Source organism: Pseudomonas sp. EL_65y_Pfl2_R96, assembly GCF_963970905.1.
GTDB lineage: Bacteria > Pseudomonadota > Gammaproteobacteria > Pseudomonadales > Pseudomonadaceae > Aquipseudomonas.
The window spans coordinates 1-431 of sequence record NZ_CAXAQH010000408.1; the positions used below are offsets into that span (position 1 = coordinate 1).

Annotated in this window: 1 protein-coding gene; it reads right to left on the bottom strand. The window is 62.6% G+C overall.

What is annotated here, in order from left to right:
* On the bottom strand, positions 1-431 hold a 431-nt coding region (locus tag AACY49_RS31305; RefSeq protein WP_339528232.1), incomplete at both ends, for an AMP-binding protein.

Consider the following 431-nt stretch of genomic DNA (forward strand, 5'->3'; position numbering starts at 1 on the left):
TCTTCAGATAATCGGTCGACACCTGGTTGGCGACGGGCGACAGGAAGCAGCCGACCAGCCCCATGTCGTGATACCAGGGCAGCCACGACACGCAGCGGTCACTCTCGATCAACTGCATGCCATGGGAATGCGCCGCAAGGTTATTGAGCAAGGCGTGGTGCGTGATCGCCACGCCATGCGGGAAGCGCGTCGAGCCGCTTGAATATTGCAGATAGGCGATGTCGTCGCCGCGTGCCTGCGGCAGGGCCACATCCGGCGCGCTGCGGGTAGCAAAGCTGGACCAGTCCATGCCTGCGACCCCGGCCAATCCCGCCGCATCGCCCGCCATTTGGGACAGTTCCGGGGGATAGATGAGCATCACCGGATCGCAGCTCGTCAATTGCACGCGAAGCTGCTCGATATAGGAATCGCGCCCGCCAAACGATGTTGGC